The organism is Streptomyces sp. NBC_01217 (assembly GCF_035994185.1).
GTDB lineage: Bacteria > Actinomycetota > Actinomycetes > Streptomycetales > Streptomycetaceae > Streptomyces.
Genome location: NZ_CP108538.1, coordinates 4403515 through 4424701, shown reverse-complemented (window position 1 = coordinate 4424701; position 21187 = coordinate 4403515). Strand labels below are relative to the sequence as shown.

17 protein-coding genes are annotated in these 21187 nt (G+C 71.0%); 8 read left to right on the top strand and 9 right to left on the bottom strand.

Translation table 11 applies throughout. The features are described from left to right. The first annotated feature begins 34 nt into the window (after nucleotides 1–34). The 7 genes from pdhA (at nucleotide 35) to OG507_RS19395 (ending at nucleotide 8604) form a co-directional block, all read left to right on the top strand. A complete protein-coding gene (pdhA, locus tag OG507_RS19425; protein WP_327368460.1) occupies nucleotides 35–1198 on the top strand; it encodes a pyruvate dehydrogenase (acetyl-transferring) E1 component subunit alpha in 1164 nt (387 codons plus the stop codon). After that, nucleotides 1195–2226 (top strand): alpha-ketoacid dehydrogenase subunit beta, encoded by a 1032-nt coding sequence (locus OG507_RS19420; protein WP_327368459.1) that lies wholly within the window; start codon nucleotides 1195–1197, stop codon nucleotides 2224–2226. Before pdhA ends, OG507_RS19420 begins: the two co-directional genes overlap by 4 nt. Then, nucleotides 2226–3665, top strand: a complete 1440-nt coding sequence (locus tag OG507_RS19415) for a dihydrolipoamide acetyltransferase family protein (RefSeq protein WP_327368458.1) — start codon at nucleotides 2226–2228, stop codon at nucleotides 3663–3665. The genes OG507_RS19420 and OG507_RS19415 overlap by 1 nt, the downstream gene beginning before the upstream one ends. 100 nt (nucleotides 3666–3765) lie before the next feature. Continuing rightward, entirely contained in the window at nucleotides 3766–4614 is an 849-nt protein-coding gene (locus tag OG507_RS19410; RefSeq protein WP_327368457.1) for an NTP transferase domain-containing protein, read from the top strand. Between the two features lie 194 nt (nucleotides 4615–4808). Continuing rightward, a complete protein-coding gene (locus OG507_RS19405; protein ID WP_327368456.1) occupies nucleotides 4809–6440 on the top strand; it encodes a molybdopterin molybdotransferase MoeA in 1632 nt (543 codons plus the stop codon). After that, on the top strand, nucleotides 6398–7537 hold the full coding sequence (locus OG507_RS19400) for a potassium channel family protein (protein ID WP_327368455.1): 1140 nt from the start codon (nucleotides 6398–6400) through the stop codon (nucleotides 7535–7537). The genes OG507_RS19405 and OG507_RS19400 overlap by 43 nt, the downstream gene beginning before the upstream one ends. Before the next feature lie 80 nt (nucleotides 7538–7617). Next, the gene (locus tag OG507_RS19395) at nucleotides 7618–8604 is read left to right on the top strand and encodes an NAD(P)H-quinone oxidoreductase (RefSeq protein WP_327368454.1); all 987 of its coding nucleotides are present in this window, start codon (nucleotides 7618–7620) and stop codon (nucleotides 8602–8604) included. A 176-nt stretch (nucleotides 8605–8780) separates the two neighbouring features. Here OG507_RS19395 and OG507_RS19390 read toward each other — a convergent pair whose 3' ends face one another. The 6 genes from OG507_RS19390 to OG507_RS19365 form a co-directional block, all read right to left on the bottom strand. Beyond that, entirely contained in the window at nucleotides 8781–9332 is a 552-nt protein-coding gene (locus tag OG507_RS19390) for a bacterial proteasome activator family protein (protein ID WP_327368453.1), read from the bottom strand. Between the two features lie 119 nt (nucleotides 9333–9451). Further along, nucleotides 9452–12289, bottom strand: a complete 2838-nt coding sequence (locus OG507_RS19385) for an ABC transporter permease (RefSeq protein ID WP_327368452.1) — start codon at nucleotides 12287–12289, stop codon at nucleotides 9452–9454. After that, a complete protein-coding gene (locus OG507_RS19380; protein ID WP_327368451.1) occupies nucleotides 12286–13065 on the bottom strand; it encodes an ABC transporter ATP-binding protein in 780 nt (259 codons plus the stop codon). The genes OG507_RS19385 and OG507_RS19380 overlap by 4 nt, the downstream gene beginning before the upstream one ends. A gap of 168 nt (nucleotides 13066–13233) precedes the next feature. Next, complete coding sequence (locus OG507_RS19375) at nucleotides 13234–13872, bottom strand: PadR family transcriptional regulator (RefSeq protein WP_327368450.1); 639 nt, start codon at nucleotides 13870–13872, stop codon at nucleotides 13234–13236. A 64-nt stretch (nucleotides 13873–13936) separates the two neighbouring features. After that, nucleotides 13937–14740, bottom strand: coding sequence for a hypothetical protein (locus tag OG507_RS19370; RefSeq protein ID WP_327368449.1), 804 nt, complete (start codon nucleotides 14738–14740; stop codon nucleotides 13937–13939). A gap of 133 nt (nucleotides 14741–14873) precedes the next feature. Next, nucleotides 14874–16529, bottom strand: a complete 1656-nt coding sequence (locus tag OG507_RS19365) for a protein kinase domain-containing protein (protein WP_327368448.1) — start codon at nucleotides 16527–16529, stop codon at nucleotides 14874–14876. Between the two features lie 343 nt (nucleotides 16530–16872). Between OG507_RS19365 and OG507_RS19360 the strand changes: the two genes are divergently transcribed. Continuing rightward, the gene (locus OG507_RS19360; RefSeq protein WP_327368447.1) at nucleotides 16873–18480 is read left to right on the top strand and encodes a protein kinase domain-containing protein; all 1608 of its coding nucleotides are present in this window, start codon (nucleotides 16873–16875) and stop codon (nucleotides 18478–18480) included. Nucleotides 18481–18492: 12 nt separating this feature from the next. Here OG507_RS19360 and OG507_RS19355 read toward each other — a convergent pair whose 3' ends face one another. The 3 genes from OG507_RS19355 to OG507_RS19345 all read right to left on the bottom strand — a co-directional run bounded on the left by OG507_RS19355 (nucleotide 18493) and on the right by OG507_RS19345 (nucleotide 20924). Beyond that, on the bottom strand, nucleotides 18493–19485 hold the full coding sequence (locus OG507_RS19355; protein WP_327372029.1) for a phosphotransferase: 993 nt from the start codon (nucleotides 19483–19485) through the stop codon (nucleotides 18493–18495). A 126-nt stretch (nucleotides 19486–19611) separates the two neighbouring features. Further along, nucleotides 19612–20040, bottom strand: coding sequence for a pyridoxamine 5'-phosphate oxidase family protein (locus OG507_RS19350; RefSeq protein WP_327368446.1), 429 nt, complete (start codon nucleotides 20038–20040; stop codon nucleotides 19612–19614). Between the two features lie 224 nt (nucleotides 20041–20264). Next, entirely contained in the window at nucleotides 20265–20924 is a 660-nt protein-coding gene (locus OG507_RS19345) for a response regulator transcription factor (RefSeq protein WP_327368445.1), read from the bottom strand. Nucleotides 20925–21187 lie beyond the last annotated feature (263 nt).

Here is a 21187-nt window from a genome sequence, read left to right as displayed (position 1 = left end):
CTCGAAAACCCCTCGACGCCAGGAGGTGCTTGTCATGACGGTCCAAGAGCTGCCCGGCGCGGCTGCTTACCGGCCCACGCCGCCCCCGGCCTGGAAGCCGCTCACCGACCCCGCGCCGTTGCTCCCGGACCCCGAGCCGTACCGCGTGCTCGGTACGGATGCCGTGGCCGATGCCGACCCCGAGCTGCTGCTGCGGCTCTACGCGGAGCTGGTCCGCGGCCGGCGGTACAACGCGCAGGCCACCGCTCTCACCAAGCAGGGCAGGCTCGCCGTCTACCCGTCGAGCACGGGGCAGGAGGCCTGCGAGATAGCGGCCGCGCTGGTGCTGGAGGAGCGGGACTGGCTCTTTCCCAGCTACCGCGACACGCTGGCGGCCGTGGCGCGCGGCCTGGACCCGGTCGAGGCACTGACGCTGCTGCGCGGCGACCGGCACACCGGTTACGACCCGCGCGAGCACCGCATCGCCCCGCTCTGCACCCCCCTCGCTACCCAGCTGCCGCACGCCGTGGGCCTGGCGCACGCGGCGCGCCTCAAGGGCGACGATGTGGTGGCGCTGGCCATGGTCGGTGACGGCGGGACCAGCGAGGGCGATTTCCACGAGGCGCTGAATTTCGCGGCCGTCTGGCAGGCCCCGGTCGTTTTCCTTGTACAGAACAACGGCTTCGCCATCTCCGTGCCGCTCGCGAAGCAGACCGCTGCTCCGTCCCTGGCGCACAAGGCCGTGGGATACGGGATGCCGGGCCGGCTGGTCGACGGCAATGACGCGGCCGCCGTGCACCAGGTCCTCGGTGAGGCGGTGGAGCGGGCCCGCAGTGGTGGCGGTCCGACGCTTGTCGAGGCGGTGACGTACCGCATGGACGCCCATACGAACGCCGACGACGCCACGCGCTATCGCGTCGACAGCGAAGTGGAGGCGTGGCGTGCGCACGATCCGATCCAGCTCCTGGAGCGGGAGCTGACCGGGCGGGGGCTGCTGGGTGACGACGGGATCGAGGAGGCGCGTGCGGCCGCTGAGCGGATGGCTGCCGCTCTGCGTGAGCGGATGAACGCCGATCCGGTGCTCGACCCGATGGATCTCTTCGCCCATGTCTACGCGGAACAGACCACGCAACTGCGGGAGCAGGCTGCCCGGTTGCGTGTCGAGCTGGAGGCCGAGCAGGACCAGCACGGTCACGACGACGTGGAGGAAGGGCGATGACCACGGCAGCGGCGCCGGCCGGAGAGCGTGCGGCGAAGGCAAGACCCGCCACCATGGCGCAGGCGCTCGGGCGAGCGCTGCGCGACTCGATGGCCCAGGATCCGACGGTGCACGTCCTCGGTGAGGACGTCGGCACCCTCGGCGGGGTGTTCCGGATCACCGACGGTCTGGCGAAGGAGTTCGGCGAGGACCGGTGCACGGACACCCCGCTGGCCGAGGCGGGCATCCTCGGCACGGCCGTCGGCATGGCGATGTACGGGCTGCGGCCCGTAGTGGAGATGCAGTTCGACGCCTTCGCCTATCCGGCGTTCGAGCAGCTCATCAGCCATGTCGCGAAGATGCGGAACCGGACGGCCGGTGCCATGCCGTTGCCGATCACGGTCCGGGTGCCGTACGGCGGCGGGATCGGCGGCGTCGAGCACCACAGCGACTCCTCCGAGGCGTACTACATGGCGACGCCCGGTCTCCACGTCGTCATGCCCGCCACGGTCGAGGACGCGTACGGGCTGCTGAGGGCCTCGATCGCCTCCGACGACCCGGTGGTCTTCCTGGAGCCCAAGCGGCTCTACTGGTCGAAGGCGGACTGGTCGCCCGAGGCGCCGGTGGCCGTGGAGCCGATCGGACGGGCTGTCGTACGCCGGCCAGGTCGCAGCGCGACGCTGATCACGTACGGGCCGTCGCTGCCGGTCTGTATGGAGGCCGCGGAAGCGGCCGTCGAAGAGGGCTGGGATCTCGAAGTCGTAGACCTGCGCTCGCTGGTGCCGTTCGACGACGAGACCGTCGCCGCTTCCGTACGGCGTACGGGGCGCGCCGTCGTCGTCCATGAGTCCTCCGGTTTCGGCGGTCCCGGCGGCGAGATCGCGGCCCGGGTCACCGAACGCTGCTTCCACCATCTGGAGGCGCCGGTGCTGCGGGTCGCCGGGTTCGACATTCCATATCCGCCGCCGATGCAGGAGCGGCACCATCTGCCGGGCGTGGACCGGGTGCTCGACGCGGTCGCCCGTTTGCAGTGGGAGGCGGAGAGCTGATGCCGCAGGTACTCGAATTCAGGCTGCCGGATCTCGGTGAGGGGCTCACCGAGGCGGAGATCGTGCGCTGGCTGGTGGAGGTCGGCGATGTCGTCGCCATCGACCAGCCGGTCGTCGAGGTCGAGACGGCCAAGGCGATGGTGGAGGTGCCGTGCCCGTACGGGGGCGTGGTGACCGCGCGGTTCGGTGAGGAGGGTGCGGAACTTCCGGTCGGTGCACCGCTGTTGACGGTGGCAGTGGGCACGGACGCCGGTGCTGAGGCGGTGGTGTCCGCTGCGGGGCCGGGCGGCGGGGCAGGCTCCGGGGTCGGTACTGGTTCCGGTTCCGGTGCGGCGGAGGCGTCCGGGAATGTGCTGGTCGGGTACGGGACGGGCGCACCGGTGGCGCGCCGCCGACGAGTCCGTCCCCAAACGACGGCGGCGCCTGTTGCCGCACGCGTGACGGATTCGGCTGCAGAAGCGACTGCGGTTGCGGCAGTGGTTTCTGTGACTGTTCCGGACGTGGCGCAGGGGCCGGTGGCCGTCGTTTCCCCCCTGGTGCGGAAGCTGGCGCGGCAGCATGATCTCGATCTGCGACAGCTGGCGGGCTCCGGTCCCGACGGGCTGATCCTGCGGGCCGATGTCGAATCCGCGATCAGGGCGCTGGCAGAGGGTCCGGCGGCTGCCATACCGGCCCCGGTCCCGTCCGTGGTCTCGGTGCCGGAGCCGGGTCCGGTTTCGGAAGCGACTGCGGGTACAGCCGCGGAGCGGATTCCGTTGCGCGGTGTCCGGGGTGCGGTCGCCGACAAGTTGGCGCGCAGCCGGCGGGAGATCCCCGACGCCACGTGCTGGGTCGACGCCGACGCCACCGAGCTGATGGCGGCCAGAGCCGCGATGAACAGCGCCGGTGGTCCGGCCGCCGGGCCCAAGGTGTCGGTGCTCGCCCTGCTGGCGCGTATCTGCACCGCCGCGCTGGCCCGGTTCCCCGAGCTGAATTCCACGGTGGACCTGGAAGCGCGGGAGATCGTGCGGCTGCCGGAGGTTCATCTCGGGTTCGCGGCCCAGACCGAGCGGGGCCTGGTCGTCCCTGTCGTACGGGATGCGCAGGTCCGGAACGCGGAGTCGATCGGGGCCGAGATCACCCGGCTGACCGAGGCGGCCCGGACAGGGAAGCTGACCCCGGCGGAGCTGACCGGCGGCACGTTCACGCTGAACAACTACGGAGTGTTCGGAGTCGACGGCTCGACCCCGATCATCAACCACCCGGAGGCGGCGATGCTGGGCGTCGGCCGGATCGTGCCCAAGCCGTGGGTGCACGAGGGCGAGCTGGCCGTACGCCAGGTCGTCCAGCTGTCCCTGACCTTCGACCACCGGGTCTGCGACGGCGGCACGGCGGGCGGCTTCCTGCGCTACGTGGCCGACTGCGTGGAACAACCGGCGGTGCTGCTGCGCACGTTGTAGACCGAAAGAGGTGCGGGCTCCCGTTTCCTCCCCTCCACTGATCCACTGGATTGCGGACGGGGAGGATCAACGGGAGGCCGCGGCCCGCATACTCGGATGCATGACCGCGTATGACGTCATCGTCCTTGCCGGAGGGGCCGCCAAGCGGCTCGGCGGCGCCGACAAGCCCGGAATCCGGGTCGGTGGGCGCTCGCTGCTCGACCGGGTGCTCGCGGCCTGCGCCGACGCCTCGACCACCGTGGTGGTGGGCGGGCGGCGCCCCACTGTGCGCGCGGTGACGTGGACGCGCGAAGAACCGCAGGGCGGAGGTCCGTTGGCCGCGCTCGACGCCGGGGTCCGGCGTACCTCGGCGGAACGGGTTCTCGTACTCTCCGCCGATCTGCCGTTCCTCGGGGACAACACCGTCAAAACACTGCTGACCGCCGCCGGGGACGGGCAGCGGGACGGGGCCCTGTGCATCGATCAGGACGGTCGCGACCAGCCTCTCGTCGCCGCCTACCGTGCCGAACCGCTGCGCCGCGAGCTCGCCCTGATCGCCACCGAGCACGGCACTCTGTCCGGACTCCCCCTGCGATTGCTGACGAACGAACTCGACCTTGCCCGGGTGGAGGCCGGCCCCCTCGCCTCCTTCGACTGCGACACCTGGGAGGACATCGCCTCGGCCCGGGCCCGGATCAGAGAGCATGGGACCGTGCTGGACGAATGGATCACCGCAGTCAAGAACGAACTGGGCATCGAACTCGACGTCGACACCGGCGTCCTGCTCGACCTCGCCCGCGACGCCGCCCACGGAGTCGCCCGGCCCGCCGCACCCCTGACGACCTTCCTGGTCGGGTACGCGGCGGCGAAGGCGAGCAGCGACGGCGACGGCCCGGCGGCGGTGGCTGAGGCCGCCCGCAAGGCCGCCGCGCTCGCCCTCCGGTGGGCGGACGAGAACGAGACGCAATGACGGCTCCTAACGGCAGCTCCGACCGGCCTCCGCCGACCGATGCCGCATCGATGGGCGGCCGTCCCCCGGCGGGCGCGGGGCCCGTGGAGAGCGCGGGACCTTCGGCGTGCGTCGAGCCTCCGGCAGGTGCCGGGCCTTCGGCCCGTGACCGTCCGGGGCCGGGCATTTCCGGGGTGGCGTCGGCGGACCCCGGGATGGCGTCGGGCGATCGGTCTTCGGCGGTCGGATCGTCTTCGGCGGGCAGCCCGTCTTCGGAGGAGTTGCGGGCGGCCGACGAGAACCGGGCCGTTGAACAGGCCCTTGCTCTGGTCGGGCGGCAGGCGGCAGGCGAGCCTCAGCCCCCGCGGCCCCCCCGGTCCGAGGAGCGGCCCCACTTCGTGGACTCCCGCTCCTCGGGACAGCCGGACTCGGACTCCGCGGACCGGCCCCCGACCGTGGAAGGACTCGCGTCCGCGCCCCAGCCCTCGTCCCGGAGCGCCGACCGGCCCCACACACCTGATCGGCACAGGCAGACAACGCCCTGGCGGGAGGCGCGTGCTCTTGCCGCGCGGTTGGGGCGTGAAGTCCGCGTCCGTGGCCGGCGACTCCCCCTCGGGCAGGCACTCGGACACGTACTCGCCGAGCCGCTCGTCGCGCTCACCGATCTGCCGTCCTTCGACACCTCCGCCATGGACGGCTGGGTCGTCAGCGGACCGGGGCCGTGGACGATCCGGGAGGCCGACGAAGCCGGGGACGAGAAGGGTTCGGGGGGTGCCGGTGAGGGCGCGGGCCCACGCCAGGGACTGGGCATTCTCGCCGGGCACAGCACCTCCGCCGCGCTCCTCGACGGCCAGGCCGTACGGATCGCGACCGGCGCCCGCATCCCGGCGGACGCCAACGCCGTGATCCGCAGCGAACACGCACACGTGGACGAGGCCAGGGGGCTGCTCCATGCGCAGCGGCAGGTGCTACCCGGACAGGACATCAGGCCCCGCGGCCAGGAGTGCCGTTCCGGCGATCAACTTCTGCCCGCCGGAGCCCAGGTGACGCCCGCCGTCCTCGGTCTGGCCGCCGCAGCCGGGTACGACGAACTCGTCACGGTCCCGCGCCCCCGCGTCGATGTCCTCGTCCTCGGTGATGAACTGCTGACCAGCGGTCTGCCGCACGACGGGCTGATCCGTGACGCGCTCGGCCCGATGATCGGCCCCTGGCTCCGCGCGCTGGGCGCCGAGGTCTCCGCCCCGCAGCGCCTCGGTGACGACGCGTCGGCGCTCCGTCGCGCCCTCACCACCTCCGACGCCGATCTGGTCATCACCACCGGCGGTACCGCCTCCGGCCCTGTGGACCACGTCCACCCGGTTCTTGCCGAGATCGGGGCCGAGTTGCTGGTCGACGGCGTCGCCGTCCGCCCAGGTCACCCGATGCTGCTGGCCCGGCTCGGGACGGACGGTCCGGATGCGGGCCCGTATCTCGTCGGACTTCCCGGCAATCCCCTGGCCGCAGTCTCCGGGCTCCTCACGCTTGCCGAGCCTCTGCTTCGGGGACTGGCCGGCCGGGTGCCTGAGGCGCCGTACCGGGTCGTCGTACGCGACGAGGTGCACGGGCACCCGCACGACACCCGTCTGGTGCCCGTCGTCCACCGCAACTTCGGCAGTTCGGGAACCGACAGCGGTGCCGAGCACGTCGTACCGCTGCATTACAACGGTCCGGCGATGCTCCGGGGAATTGCCGCGGCGGACGGGCTGGCTGTCGTACCACCGGGCGGGGTACGGTCCGGCACCGAGGTGGAGATCCTCGATCTGCCATGGGCCTCGGCGACGCCGTGGACGGAAGGGTGTTTCACGTGAAACTTCCCGGCCACGATGCGATGGCCAGGCGCGCCGACGAGTATGTCGCGCCCACGCGGGTGCAACTACCGCGCAGGGTTGTCGACGGACCGGCGCGACAGGTCGCCAAGCGCCTGATGATGGCGTTGATAGTGCTCGCCGTCACCGTGCTGATCGTCTGGCTTGACCGCAGCGGATATCACGATGCCGCCGACGGCAAAGTCGATCTGCTGGACGCGGTGTACTACGCGACAGTCACCCTCTCCACCACCGGTTACGGCGACATCACCCCCTACGGGGACGGTGCACGGCTCACCAATGTGCTGCTCGTGACACCGCTGCGGGTGCTCTTCCTGATCATCCTGGTCGGCACCACTCTTGAGGTCCTTACGGAACGGACCCGGGAGGATTTTCGGCTGAAGCGTTGGAGAACCAACTTGCGTGACCACACCGTCGTCGTCGGCTTCGGCACGAAGGGCCGTTCGGCCATCCAGACCCTGCGGGCCACCGGCCTGAAGAAGGAACAGATCGTCATCGTCGACCCGGCGACCAAGGTGATCGAGATCGCCAATGCCGAAGGGTTCGTGGGCGTGGTCGGCGATGCGACGCGCAGCGAAGTGCTGTTGCGGGCCGAGCTTCAGAAGGCGCGTCAGATCATCATCGCCACCCAGCGCGACGACACGGCGGTGCTGGTGGCACTGACGGCGCGGCAGCTCAACCGCGGCGCGAAGATCGTTGCCGCGGTGCGCGAGGAGGAGAACGCCCCACTGCTCCGGCAGTCCGGCGCCGACGCCGTGATCACGAGTGCCAGCGCGGCCGGCCGGCTGCTCGGCCTCTCCGTCCTCAGCCCGAGTGCGGGCACGGTGATGGAGGACCTCATCCAGCAGGGCAGCGGTCTCGACCTCGTCGAACGGCCGGTGATAAAGGCCGAGGTCGGCAAGAGCGTCCGGGAGACCGACGATCTCGTGGTCAGTGTGCTGCGCGGGCATCGGCTGCTCGGATACGACGATCCGGCGGCCAGCCCACTGCAGTTGACGGACCGTGTGATCACCATCGTGCGTGCCTCGAACGACCCGCCGCTGAGCGGAAACCCTGTTACGGGCACACCGCGCCCGTAACAGGGCATCGCGTTGTACCTGGGGCCCCGCCCGCGGTGCCACGCCGTCGCCCCGGCCGCTCCACGGAGTAGCCTCGCGCCATGTATGCGATCACGATCCCCGAACCCGGTGGCCCCGAGGCGCTCGTATGGGCCGAGGTGCCCGATCCGGTAGCCGGCGAGGGCGAGGTCCTCGTCGATGTCGTGTCCAGCGCGGTCAATCGCGCCGACGTACTGCAGCGGCAGGGGTTCTACAACCCGCCGCCCGGCGCGTCTCCGTACCCCGGCCTGGAGTGCGCGGGCCGCATCTCGGCAATCGGGCCCGGTGTCACCGGCTGGTCGGTCGGCGACCAGGTGTGTGCGCTGCTCGCGGGCGGCGGTTACGCGGAGAAGGTCGCCGTGCCCGCCGGGCAGCTGCTGCCCGTGCCGGACGGGGTCGACCTGACTCTGGCCGCCGCGCTGCCCGAGGTGACGGCCACGGTCTGGTCGAACGTGTTCATGGTGGCCCATCTGCGCCCCGGCGAGACCCTGTTGGTGCACGGCGGATCCAGCGGCATCGGCACGATGGCGATCCAGCTCGCCAAGGCCGTCGGCGCACGGGTCGCGGTGACCGCGGGCGGCCCGGAGAAGCTGGCGCGCTGCGCGGAGCTCGGCGCCGACATCCTGATCGACTACCGGGAACAGGACTTCGTCGAGGAGCTGCTCAAGGCGACGGACGGGGCCGGTGCGGATGTCATCCTCGACATCGTCGGCGCGAAGTACCTCGACCGTAACGTGAAGGCACTCGCTGTCAACGGCCGGCTTGCCGTCATCGGTCTCCAGGGCGGCGTCAAGGGCGAGCTGAATCTGGGCGCCCTGCTGAACAAGCGGGCCGCCGTCACCGCGACTTCGCTGCGCGGCCGCCCGCTCGCCGAGAAGGCCGCCATCATCGCCGCCGTACAGGAGCACGTCTGGCCGCTGATCGCCGACAATGTCGTCCGGCCGATCGTGGACCGCACGCTGCCGATGCCGGACGCCGCCGAGGCCCACCGGGTGCTGGAGTCCAGCGCCCACATCGGCAAGGTGCTGCTGCAGGTGCCCGCGAGCTGACGCCCGCCCCGCTCCCGTCGCGCGCGAAAGGCCCGGCACACAGGTCGATGACCATGTGTGCCGGGCCTTGATGTCGTTGCTACGTGATCGAGGCGTGCGTACCAGGGGCGTACGGACCGGAGACGTACGGACTGGAGGCGTACGGACCAGAGGTGTACGGACCAGAGGCCTACGGACTAGAGGTACGGGCCCGACCGGATGGCCCCGTGCGGGTCCCCGCTGCCGTCCTCGTCCTCGTGTCCGCTCCCCGGCGGAAGGGCGCGCCGCATCTGCTCCAGCTGGGCCCGTGCCGCCATCTGCTGGGCGAACAGCGCCGTCTGGATGCCGTGGAAGAGACCCTCCAGCCAGCCCACCAACTGGGCCTGCGCAATCCGGAGTTCCGCCTCGGAGGGCACCGACTCCTCGGTGAACGGCAGGGAGAGCCGCTCCAGCTCCTCCACCAGCTCCGGCGCGAGGCCGTCCTCCAGCTCCTTCACGGAGCTTGCGTGGATCTCCTTGAGCCTGACCCGGCTCGCCTCGTCGAGAGGAGCCGCCCTGACCTCCTCCAGGAGCTGCTTGATCATGCTGCCGATGCGCATGACCTTCGCGGGCTGTTCGACCATCTCCGTCACCGGGACCTCCCGCGATTCGTCGTCAGTGCCACCGCCGCCGCCGATCGCCATGCCGTCCTGCCCCACTACGAGGACTTGGGGGTGCTCCTGCGACCGTTCATTCCTCGGCATCTCCATGGCGCCATTGTCTCGCACACCTGCCGTACAACACGGTGGTGCCCCCGCAAACGGTTGATCCACCGTTTTCGGGGGCACCGAACCGGCCGGTCAGATCACCGGCCGCACCGTCCGCGTCGTCATCCGGCTCGCCGGGCCAGCGCCAGGCGCGACCGTGTGAGCGCCGCCGCGAGCAGCCCGGCCAGCAGCGGAATGCAGACGACGAGCAGGCCGATGGTCGCCCAGGGCAGCACGATCGGCGTGTACGCCGAGTGCGTGGGATCGAGCCGCATCAGCTTCAGCGCCTCCCGCAGGTCGATGAGGCGCAGCGCCACCGCGGGCACCAGGCCCGCCAGCGTGCCGAGCACCACACCCGTGAGCGCCACCACCAGGCACTGGAAGCCGGACAGCTTCCGCCGTACGCCCGGAGGCGCGCCCACCGCGCTGAGGGTGTTGAGATCGGCCTCCGCGTCCGCCTTGGCGAGGCCCGTGGTGATCGCGGCCGCGCCCAGGGTCACCATGCCCGCGAACAGGGTCAGGATCAGCAGTATGGTGTCCTGCTCCCCGCTGGATCCCTGGTCGGACTGCACATAGACGCCGCCGCCGGCCTGCGCGATGGCGCCGGAAACCCGCTGGTTCTCGGCCTCCGTCGGCACATGGGTGACGGCGTACGCGCTCCCGGACGCCCTGGTGTGCAGGCCGAGCCGCTCCGCGGTCCGCTCCGGAAGGATCATGCGGATACCGGGGGTGGCGGCGTACTTCGCGGGGGCCACGTACACCTTCAGCTTGTCCACGGTGGTCCGTGCCTCGCCCGGGTGCTGCTTCCCGTACTTCTTGTCCTCCTCGCTGTACCGGTGGACCGCCTTGACGGTGACCTCGCCGTTCTCCGCGTACACCGGGTTGAGCAACACCGGTGTGCCCGCGGCCAGTGCCTTGGCGGCGGCGGGGTCGTGGAGCTTCACGTACGTGTCCAGCAGGTCCGCGTCCGCGACGACGATGCTGTTCTCCTCGGTGTTGAAGACACCCGACGCCATCAGGTCGGTGAGGCAGGCGGGGGAACGCATCAGCTTCTTGTGCTCGTCGGCGGAGAGCCGCGCGGCGAGATCCTTGGCTCCCTCGCCGGTCAGCGGGCAGGTGTGGGCCTTGCCGGCCGGCCTGACCAGCTCCAGCGAGCCGCAGTGGTTCTCCTCGTAGCGGTTGCAGTCGCTGCCGGCCCAGACCCGGCGGAAGTCCGCGTGTCCGCCGGTGACGGCCATGTCCTGCTCCACGGCCGTCCGCACCCGCGGGAGCTGCTCGGCCGCCTCCTCGTCGACGGACGCGAGGATGACGGTCCCCTCGGTGATGAAGGGAACGTGGTTGTACTCGTCCTCGGCGGATCGGCTGGACATGTACGTGGCGATGGCCACCGAACCCGCGACGGCCGCCATCACCGCGGCGACGGCGGGAGCCGTACGACCGCGGTTGCGGGCCGCGTCACGCAGCGCCATCCGGGGCGAGAGGGGCAGCCTCCTGCCGAGCCGTCCGAGGAAGCCGACGATCACCGGGATGCAGGCGAGCAGGCCGAGTTCGGCGATGATCGAGCCTCCGGCGACCAGCGTCGAATTCCCGCTGCTGCCGCCGTAGACGGCGATCGCGGTACCGGACGCCAGCACGCAGGCGCCCAGTACGGGCAGCACGCGTGAGGAGCGGCGGACACCGCGTCGTCCGGTGAGCGATTCCAGTACGGACTGCCGGCTCGCCACGATCGCCGGGGCGAACGCCGCCAGCAGGCCGGTGATCAGGCCGATCACGGCGATGAGCAGCAGCTCCAGGGGCGGCATCGCGAGCGAGCCGAACCGGTGTCCGGCCCAGTTCTCGATCACGGGCCGGAAAACCGCGGTGAGCCCGAGGCCGACCCCGACACCCGTCACCGCTCCGATGCCACCGAGCACCAGACCGCCACCGAGCACCACGGCCCTGACGTGGCGTCTGTCCCCGCCGCAGGTGCCGAGGAGGCCGAGCTGGCGGCGCGAGCGGCGCGCTCCGACCGCGAAGGCCGGTCCGGCGAGCAGCACGATCTCCAGGACCGCCATGGCGATCACGGTGACGAAGGCCGTGCTGACCTCTTCGGAGCGGACTTCGGAGATGCCGGGGCTCCTGGCCGCCAGCGGGACCTCGGAGTCCGGCGGCGGGTCGAGGACGACCTGCCGCGACTTGACGAGGACGCCCGACTTATTGGCCGCCATGATGTGCGGCCAGGTCACGCCCACCCCCTCGGGCCCCTTGACCAGCCAGTTCGTGGACCCGGCGTTCGGCGGGAGCACTTTCTTGTCGTGGTCGGACTCGGCCTTCCACGGGGCGATGACCGCACCGGGGTCGGCGTAGAGCGCCTGGGTCTTCAGCTCGCCGGGCAGCTCGACCACACCGGTGATGGTGTACATCCGGCCGGAGTTGCGCACGGTGGTGGTCGAGCCGATGTCCAGCCCGGTCGCCTTCAGGAACGGCTCGGTGGCGGCCATCTCGCCCTTGCCGTGCGGGTGGGCGCCGCGCACGAGGTCGATCTTGCCGCGAGTCATCCGGTCCGACGTCCGGATCTCGAAGATGTCGGTGTCCGTGACGCCGTACCGGGTGGTGACGCTCGCCGGGACGGACTGGATGCTGATCGCCCGCGAACCCTTGGGGAGCGTCGTCCTGACGTCGACGGGGGCGGGGCTCTCCACGGGCGGTCCGTCGTCGGGCCCCATGTAGCCCTCGCCGTTGGGGGACTGCTCGATGGGGCCCATCGCCTGGTCGCTGAACAGCGCGTCGGCGGAGCCCATTTCGCTGGTCAGCGCCTCGGCGGTGGTCGGCGTCACGCTGCGGTACGTCACATCGACGGCCGTGACACCGAGCACGGGTACGGCGATCATCGCGACCACCAGGGCGCTGCGGCCCTTGGCGCGCATCGCGTCGCGCCTGGCTATGCGGAGGGAGGCGCGCCAGCCCGTGAAGACGCTCACTTGGCGGCCTCGGCGGCCAGCAGCGAGTCGGCGTCGGCGGTGAGTGTCTGGTCGACGATCGAACCGTCCCGGAGGAACACGACCCGGTCCGCCCAGGCCGCGTACCGCGGCTCGTGCGTCACCATCACACCGGCCGCACCCTGGTCACAACGGTTGCGCAGCAGCGCGAGCACGGCCTCGCCGGTCTCGGAGTCGAGCGCTCCGGTCGGTTCGTCGGCGAGCACCAGGCGCCGGTCCCCCACCAGCGCGCGGGCGATCGCGACACGCTGCTGCTGGCCGCCGGACATCTCGTCCGGGAAGCGGTCGGCGATCTCCAGGAGCTTCAGCTCCTCCAGCGCCGCCCGCGCCTCCTTGCGGGCCTTGCGCACCGAGACGCCGTCCAGTTCGCGGGGCAGCGCGATGTTCTCGGCGGCGGTGAGCGCCGGTATGAGGTTGTAGTCCTGGAAGACATAGCCGACGCTGCGGCGGCGGAGGGCGGCGACGCCCTTGCGTCCGAGGCCTGCGATGTCCTGGCCCTCGATGACGACCTGGCCGCTGGTCGCGGTGTCGAGACCGCCCGCGATGGTCAGCAGGGTGGACTTGCCGGAGCCTGAGGGGCCCATGACGGCGACGAGTTCACCGGCGTGCACGGAGAGGTCGATTCCGCGCAGGGCGTGCACCTCGGCGATGCCGGTGCCGTGGGTGCGGGTGAGCGCTCGGAGTTCGAGCACCGGTGCGTCGGCCGGCAGCGGTGAGCCGGACGAGGACGCGGATCGGGACGGGGCGCGCGAGGACATGGTGGGTGGTTCCCCCCTTGGAACGGGTCTGTGTCTGTGGGGCCGACGCGGGACGCCTGAGCGGTCCGTGGCCGGCGCCGGGTGTGTGCGTGGCGGTCCGTGGCAGATGTTCGGTGGATACGTGGGCGGCTGCGGCGGGCGCCCGGTGGGCGCGCGGGCGATCCGTGGTCAGCGGCTGTTGCGTGGACGTGGGGTACGGGCCGCCGCGCGCGCCGGAGTACGGGCCGGGGCGCGGCTGGGCGTACGTACCTCGGGCTCCGGTTCCGTGGCCGCCGCCTCGGCGAGGCGGACCAGCCGGGACTCGCAGTGGTCCAGCCAGCGCGCCTCGGCCTCCGCCTGGAAGATCAGCTGTTCGACCACGAGCAGCCAGGCGACCTCGTCGCGGTTGGCCGGGACATCGGCGAGGGCCTGGGCCTTCAGGCGGGTGTAGTCCTGCATCGCCTTCACGGTGTGGTGGCGCTGGGACTGGATGACGGCCCGGATGTCGACCCCGGGCGCGCCGACCGCCATGGCGAGCTTGATGGCCAGTTCGTCGCGGGGCGGGTTGCTGCGGTCGACGGGCGTCTCGAACCAGCTCCGCAGTTCGGTGCGGCCTTCGTCGGTGATCGCATAGAGGGCGTGCCCCTGGTCGTCCTCGTCGTCCTGGACGACCAGGCCGTCGCGCTCCAGCCGGCTCAGCGTCGTGTACACCTGGCCGACGTTGAGCGGCCAGGTGGAGCCGGTGCGCGATTCGAATTCGGTACGGAGCTGGGAGCCGTATCTGGGCCCCTGCTCCAGCAGGGCCAGCAGCCCGTGGCGGATCGACATACTGAGTATGTATACCGAGTATGTTGTTCGATGCAAGTCCCTGCCGGGATGTGTCCCGGTCGGGTCAGTCCGGGCGGCGCATACGGAAGGCGAGGAAGCCCAGCCCCAGTCCTATCAGCGCGATTCCCGCGCCCAGCGACACCCGCTTCACCCGCTCCACGGACGGCCCGCCGAGGGCCTGGGGGGCGGACCGGCCGATTCCGGGTGACGTGCTCGCTGCCGGATTCACGGTGGTCATCGGCCCCGGGTCGGTCGCCGCGGGCCGCGCGTCGGGCTCGTCGAACGAACTGTCCGCGGGCGTGAGCTCCCACGGCTGGAGCTGCCGCCCCGGCCGCAGCCGCCCTTCCCCGGCCTCGCGCCCGGCGAGCGGGGACTGGGCTTCGGCGGGCTCCGAATCCGCGCGCGCGGCAGCGGCGGAGGGGGGCCCGGAGGAGGGTGAGGCCGAGGGGGAGAGGGATGCCGAGGGGGAACCGGAGGCCGGGGAGGAGCGCGGAGGAGATGCCGGGGGCGCGGGGGCGGCCGAGCTGCCGCCCGAGGGGGCGGTCGTCGGTATGCCCGAGGGTTCGGCCGAGGATTCGGCCGAAGGAGTGAGCGAACCCGTGCCTGACGGTGCGACACCAGCGGCGGAGGCGGCGGAAGGCCGACCGGAGAGCGGGGCGGGATGCGGGGTGGAGTGCGAGGCGGAAGGTGGTCCGGCCGGTGTGGTCGAAGGCGGCGTCGCCGCGGCGCTGACCGCATCCGGCGTCCCGCCGGAGCTGCGCCGGTCCGCGTGCGCCACGCCCGTCGCGCCCCCCAGCGCGGCGCCCGCCGTGAATATGAGGCAGACCGCGCACCTCGTGGACCGTGAAGGGTGAAGTCCTGGAGCCATGCGGTCAGCGTCACATGTGACGATATGTCCGGCATCTCGGATGGGTGACATCCTCAGGACCCGCCGTCACACACCGCGGCCCTCACACGGACGTGGCGCTCACCACGTCCACCGGCCCGTCACTTTCGCCCGCTCAGGCCGGGTCGCCCGTCGCGATGCGCAGCTCGAAGTGGGCGCCCGTCTTGGGCACGGCGGTCCCGGAGGTCGGGAACTGGTCGATGACCTGGTCCTCCGCGTAGGTGTTCCCCGGCACCTTGATCTGCTTGATGGTCCAGCCCGCCGCGTCCGCGCACGCCTTCGCGGAGAGGATGTCCTTGTACATGAAGCTCGGTGCGTCGACCTTGTTCGGGTCGTCGCTGTCCTCCATGGCGTCCGTGCAGTCCTCGGTGTCCATCGTCCGGTTCCGTTCCGGATCCTTGTGCTCGCTCGCGACCGGCGATTCGCTCTCGGAGCCGTCGCCGCCCGAGCCATCGTCACCGTTCAGCGAGAGCACCGTGATCAGCCCGCCGATCGCGATCAGCGCGACCACGATCGAGCCGACGATCACCGGCATGTTCCGCTTCGAGCCGCCGCCACCGGAGCCGACGTGCGACTGCGGCGAGATCGTGTACGGCGGCGGGGCCTGCTGCTGCATCGGGGACATCGGGGACATCGGTGCCTGGCTCTGGTACGCCGGGGCCGACTGCGGGTAGCCGTACGACGGTGCCGGAGCAGGCGTCGGGGTCGGGGTCGGCGAACCGTACGGCCCCGACTGGTAGGGGCCCGGCTGGTACGGCGTCTGGACGTTCTGCGGAGCCGGGGTGGACTGGTCGACGGGCGGGAAGACCGCCGAGCCGACGCCCGATCCGCTGTTCGACGGAGCACCGCCGCCCGCGACGATCACCGGAGCGCCGGTCTGTCCGCTCGCGTTCAGCACGCGCGCGATCTCGTCCTGCATCGCCGCGGCGCTCGGGAAGCGCTCGTTCGGGTTCTTCTTCAGCGCGCGGGCGACGAGCGCGTCCATCGCCGGTGTGATCGACCGGTTGATGGTGGAGGGCGCGACCGGCTCCTCCTGGACGTGCGCGTACGCGATGGCGAGCGGCGAGTCCGCGTCGAACGGGATGCGCCCGGTCAGCAGCTGGAACAGCATGATGCCGACCGAGTACAGGTCGGAGCGCGCGTCCACCCCGCGGCCCAGGGCCTGCTCGGGGGAGAGGTACTGCGGGGTGCCGACGACCATGCCGGTCTGCGTCATCGACGTGACGCCCGACTGCATGGCGCGGGCGATGCCGAAGTCCATGACCTTCACGACACCGCGCTTGGTCACCATCACGTTGCCGGGCTTGATGTCGCGGTGGACCAGGCCCATCTCATGGCTGGTGTCCAGCGCGGCCAGGACGTCGGACGTCACCTTGAGCGCCCTGTCGGCCGGCATCGCACCGTAGTTCTGGATGTCCGCCTGGAGGACGGAGCCGAGCGGCTTCCCCTCCACGTACTCCATGACGATGTACGGCATCAGCGCGCCGCCGAGCTCGTCCTCGCCGGTGTCGAAGACCGAAACGATGTTGGTGTGCTGCAGTTTGGCAACGGCCTGCGCCTCGCGCCGGAACCGCTCGCGGAAGGACTGCTCGCGTCCCAGCTCCGTGTGCAGCGTCTTGATCGCGACGTGGCGGTCCAGAGCGGAGTCGTATGCCAGATATACGGACGCCATCCCGCCCTCGCCGAGCAGGTCGCGCAGCTGGTACCGGCCACCGGCGACCGAACCGCCCGCATAGCGCCCCTGAGCGCCGTGTGCGCCGTCCTGGCTCATGACTTGCTTCCCCCTCGGCGCGCGACTGACGCGATGATCCCTATTTACGCGCCAAGTCTGCCCGAGGGGTACGACACGTCAAGCCGGGTGCCCGTTCCGTGACCCTACGCACAAGAAGCGTCTCGGAAGCGTTACAGGAACCGCATGGAATTTGCGCGGGCGGCACGCCGGCCGGTTGGATGACCGGTCCCTCTCGGAAACGACGGGTCCGGCGGAGGCTGTAGCGTGACGTGGCAATGCAGCTAAGGCCTCTCGTCCCGATCAGCCCGGCAAGATCCGGACGAAAGACCCTGGGCACCGTGAGAAACCGCGGACGCGCGGACAGATACGACGGCGAGGACTGATGGCACCCGATTCCGAAGCAAACGGCGGCGGAGTTTCGGATGGCACCGACTCCTGGGGCATCGGCGGTGTCGTGGGTGACGGACGCTATCGGATGACCCACCGGCTCGGCCGGGGCGGCATGGCCGAGGTCTTCGCGGCCGAGGACGTCAGGCTGGGACGTACGGTCGCGGTGAAGCTCCTGCGTTCCGATCTTGCCGAGGACCCGGTCTCCAAGGCCCGGTTCACGCGCGAGGCCCAGTCGGTCGCGGGCCTCAACCACCATGCGATCGTCGCGGTGTACGACTCCGGCGAGGACGTCGTGGGCGGCCAGACCGTCCCCTACATCGTGATGGAGCTCGTCGAGGGCCGCACCATCCGCGATCTGCTGCTCAACGCCGAGGCCCCGCCGCCCGAGCAGGCGCTGATCATCGTCTCGGGTGTGCTGGAAGCCCTCGCGTACTCGCACCAGCACGGCATCGTGCACCGTGACATCAAGCCCGCCAACGTGATCATCACGAACTCGGGCGCGGTCAAGGTCATGGACTTCGGCATCGCCCGTGCGCTGCACGGCGCGCAGTCGACGATGACGCAGACCGGCATGGTCATGGGCACGCCGCAGTACCTCTCCCCCGAGCAGGCGCTGGGCAAGGCCGTCGACCACCGTTCCGACCTCTACGCCACCGGCTGCCTGCTGTACGAACTCCTCGCGCTGCGGCCCCCGTTCACCGGTGAGACGCCGCTCTCCGTCGTGTATCAGCATGTGCAGGACATCCCGGTCCCGCCGTCCGAGGTTCTGGCCGCGGTGCCGCCGGAGCTGGACGGGCTGGTCATGCGCTCGCTCGCGAAGGAACCGGACGACCGGTTCCAGAGCGCCGAGGAGATGCGCGGCCTCGTCCAGTACAGCCTGCAGATGCTTCAGGTGCAGGGTGGCCACACGGGTACGTGGAACACCGGCCCGGTGGCGATGCACGACGGCGGACACACTCCGGCCATGGGCATCGCCGGGGGCACGATGGCGATGGGCCACCCGCAGCACGGGGACACCTCGCAGGGCCCGATCCTGCCGCCGATGAACCCCGACGACGGCGGCTACGAAGGCGGACACCACGGCGGTGGTGGCGGTCGCGGCAAGCTGTGGCTCTTCGTCGTGCTCGCGCTGATCGCGATCGGGGCCGGTGTCGCCATCGCCGTCAACGCGGCGAACAACAACGGCAACCAGCACGAGAAGACGCCGACCACGACCTCCGACTCGCCGGATCCGTCGAAGAGTTCGCAGGAGCCGAGCGACGAGGAGACGGAGGTGGTCCCGCCGCAGGACAGCACCACCGGTGGTGAGCAGCAGCCGACCTGGAAGCCGTCCACCACTCCGTCCACCACGCCCAGCAAACCGTCCGTGCCCCCGTCGGACTCGGCCACCCCGCCGGACACCGGCGAAACCAGCGGAGGTACGACGAGCGACGGTGGTACGACGACCGACGGTGGTACCAGTACCGACGGTGGCACCAGTACGGACGGTGGTACGACGACCGACGGTGGTACGACCGCCGACGGTGGTACGACCGCCGACGGCGGGACCACCACCGGTACCAACGGCAACGCGGGGCCCGCGGGGGGCGCCACCCCCTGACGTGCCGGGCTCTCACCCCGTGAACGCCTCGCACACCGCCTCGTACTCGCGCGTCCACCAGACCGCCAGGGCCGACACCGCAGGGAACTGCGGGTCGGCCCTTCGGTCGTCCAGGCAGTACCGCCAGCGCAGCATCCAGAAGTCGTTGAGCCGCTCCCACCACACCCGGTGCACCGCCGCGGCCAGTTCCGCCGCCCCCGCGCCGGCCGCCCGCCGGTAGGCCCCCGCGTACGCCCGTACCTTCTCCAGCTCCAGCTCCCCGGTGGGCTGTACGAAGAAGATGGCCGCGGCCCGTACCGCCTCCTCCGCGCGTGGCTGGACCCCCAGCCGGTCCCAGTCGAGGATCGCGGCCGGGTCCTTGCCCCGGTAGAGGACGTTGAGCGGGTGGAAGTCGCCGTGCACCCAGCCGGTGGCCGGGACGTCGGGGGTGGGCGGCCTGCGGTCGGCGTGCTGTTCCAGCAGGGTGCGCCGCTCCAGGAGGCGGTGCTCGGCCAGCTCGTCGAAGGAGTCCCGGGGGCGGCGCCCGCGTGCGGCCGCCAGCAGGTCGTCGATCAGCGCGAAGGTGTCGGCGGGGTCGGGGCTCCGGTATCCGCCGGAGCGCCCCGCGAGCCCCGCGCCCGCCTCCATGACCTGCTCAAGACCGGTGTGCACGGCCCCGAGCAGCGCTCCGAGCCGCTGCGACTGGGCGGCGGTGAGCTGGGCGCCCGCCCGGTGCAGCCCGTCGACCCAGGGGTGCAGGGCGTAGCACCGGCCGCCGATCTCCGTGACTGTGTCACCCTCTGTGTCCTCCAGGGGCGGGGCGACGGGCACGCCGAGTGACTGCAGCCGCTGGGTGGCGCGGTGCTGGCGGACGATCGTGGCGCGGTCGCCGGTGGAGTCGTCGAGGTGATGCTTGAGGAAGTAGCGGCCGCGCGTGGTGGAGACGCGGTAGCCGTGGTTGAGCAGGCCCTGGGTGACGGGATTGCAGGTGAGGGGCTCACCGGCGTCCGGGTAGCGGCGCAGCACCTCGTCCACCGGGGGGACGGGCGGACGGGGCACGGCCGGACGGGGCACGGGTGAGCGCAGCACCTCGCCGGCCGGCGGAGCGGACGGAAGGATTACAGATGAGCGCGGCACTCGCCAGATGTTAGATCACGCTGCGTTGCGGATCAGTTGACTTGCGTGAAAGCTCAGAGTGTGAATGGAGGCGAAGTGCGGGTCGACCCCGAGGTAGGCCGGGGTGAAGGGCTCCCCGTTGACCACGGCGGGCGCGGCGCCGAAGCGTTCCCGCTGTTCGGCGGTCGGGCGCACGATCTCGGCGGGGCCGGTGAACTGCACGGACCACAGCTCGCCCTCGTCCCCCGAGGGCGCGGTGTTGAAGTTGTCCGCCCCGTACGCCACGACCGTGCCGTCGCAGGCCTCGTGGTAGCCGAGGCCGCTGTGCATCCGCAGGACGACGCGGCCGTCGATCACGATGTGGCGGGCCACGGCCAGTATCGGGAGGGCCCGCATGCTCGTCGCCAGTCGGCCGTACGGGACGCGGCCGAGCAGTTCGAGCGCGTGGAGTTCCTCAGGGAGCATGGTTCCACTCTCCGCCACCGGGGAGGCCGTGGAAAAGAGGCTGCGGCCCCAGGTGGTCCGGGACCAAAGTCCCGAAGAGCGCCGAAAGCCGCGGTCCCTGGGGTCACCGAAAGCCGCGGTCCCTGGGATCACCGAGAACCGCGGCCGAACGGCCCGCGCCGCGGCCGCCTCACCACACGACGCCCGGCGCCCCCGTCCCTCCCGCCGCTCACGTCACGCCACGCTCAGTGCTTCTCCGCCTGCAGCCTGGCCACGTACGCAGCGGCCTGCGAGCGCCGTTCCATGCCCAGCTTGGCGAGCAGGCTGGAGACATAATTCTTGATCGTCTTCTCGGCGAGGTGCAGTCGCTCGCCGATCACCCGGTTCGTCAGCCCCTCCCCGATCAGATCGAGGATCTTGCGCTCCTGGTCGGTGAGGGAGCCGAGCTTGTCGTCGCCCCGGCCCTTCTTGCCGTCGCGCAGCCGCTCCAGCACCCGGGCGGTCGCCACCGGGTCCAGCAGCGACTTCCCGGCCGCCACGTCCCGTACCGCGGCCAGCAGCTCATTGCCGCGGATCGCCTTCAGCGCATACCCCGACGCGCCCGCCATGATCGCGTCGAAGAGCGCCTCGTCATCGGCGTACGAGGTCAGCATCAGGCATTTGATGTTCTCGTCCTGGGAGCGGATCTCCCGGCAGACCTCCACCCCGCTCCCGTCGGGCAGCCGCACATCGAGCACCGCCACATCGGGGTGGGTCGCGGGGATGCGGACCAGCGCGTCCGCCGCCGTGCCGGCCTCGCCGACGACCTCGATGTCGTCCTCGACCGAGAGCAATTCATGGACTCCGCGCCGGACGACTTCGTGGTCGTCCAGCAGAAAAACGGTGATTTTTCCTTGTTCGTGCACAAAACGCAGTCTCACACACTCGCCTCTTCCCTGCCGCCGAACGGCGGGATAACGTGCCGTTGTTCCGGCGGCCTGCAAGGCTGTTCCCAGTGCTGTGACCAGCGAGAGTTCCCGACTTTCTCGATTTACTTGGAAATCCAAGCAAAATCGCAGGTCAGATAGGGTTTCGCAGTTATGCGGCCTACTGGGTAACGTGCTTTCGGCAGGGCGCTCGCCGGGGCACCTGTCACGCCTGTTCCCGGACCGAGCGGCACCCACCCCGT